This is a genomic window from Anaerotignum faecicola, from assembly GCA_024460105.1.
Classification (GTDB): domain Bacteria; phylum Bacillota; class Clostridia; order Lachnospirales; family Anaerotignaceae; genus JANFXS01.
In genome coordinates this window covers 1-452 of the sequence record JANFXS010000285.1, presented here as the reverse complement: position 1 = coordinate 452, position 452 = coordinate 1, and the positions used below count along the sequence as shown (strand labels likewise).

The 452-nt window shown below is 53.3% G+C and carries 1 protein-coding gene; it reads right to left on the bottom strand.

The features are described from left to right. Positions 1-452 (bottom strand): glycoside hydrolase (locus tag NE664_13985; GenBank protein ID MCQ4727744.1); only part of this gene is annotated, 452 nt, incomplete at both ends.

Here is a 452-nt window from a genome sequence, read left to right as displayed (position 1 = left end):
CCGTCACCATGGCACCGCTGCCGTTGAAATAGTACCACGCGCCGTCAACTTCACGCCATCCAACTGTCATCTTTCCGGAAGAAGTGCTTAGGTAGTACTTTGCGCCGCCGTCATCCAGCCATCCGGTCTGCATCTTTCCGTCCTGATTCAGATAATACCAGTTTCCATCCGGATTGATCCAGCCGCGCGCCATATCGCCGCCCTGGTTGAAGTAGTACCATGTACCGTCTAACTGAAGCCATCCGACCGCAGCCGCGCCGCTGTCTGTTAAGAAGTACTTTTTGTCGCCCTCCGTATGCCAGCCGGTTACCATGGATCCGTCGTTGTTTAAGAAATACTTTGTTCCGTTTTGATCCAGCCATCCGGTCGCCATGATTCCGGTATCCTGAAGGAAATACCATTTTCCGGACAGCTGTTTCCATCCGGTCGCCATCTTCCCGGAATTCTCATCG